This is a genomic window from Streptococcus suis, from assembly GCF_002964045.1.
GTDB classification, from domain to species: Bacteria; Bacillota; Bacilli; order Lactobacillales; family Streptococcaceae; genus Streptococcus; species Streptococcus suis_U.
In genome coordinates this window covers 1-314 of sequence record NZ_POPB01000152.1, presented here as the reverse complement: position 1 = coordinate 314, position 314 = coordinate 1, and the positions used below count along the sequence as shown (strand labels likewise).

Annotated in this window: 1 pseudogene; it reads right to left on the bottom strand. The window is 42.7% G+C overall.

The window, feature by feature from the left end:
- Window positions 1-56: 56 nt before the first annotated feature.
- A pseudogene (locus tag C1E99_RS00885) lies at window positions 57-314 on the bottom strand (carboxymuconolactone decarboxylase family protein); the annotation flags it as partial.

Below are 314 nucleotides of genomic sequence, written 5' to 3'. Positions count from 1 at the left end.
AGTTAGGATAACGTAAACGTCCTAACTAGTTTTCGATACATATTCTGCTGGAACTCCTACAGAGCATAGGCCTGTAATTCTGGATTGATAGGAGTATTGATGAGATTGTTGGCATAATTACAAAGAGTTGCAAGACTGACTCCTAACACCAGATCCAAGGCGTTTTCAGCCGTGTAGCCCTCTTGGAAAAATTCCTCTAGCAAGGGCTGTCCAACCTTACCTTTTTCATGAATAACAGCCAGAGTAAATCGAGCGAGAACATCTAATTTTGCATCCGTTTCGATGGGAGTTCCCTGGCGTAGAGCTTGTAGAAT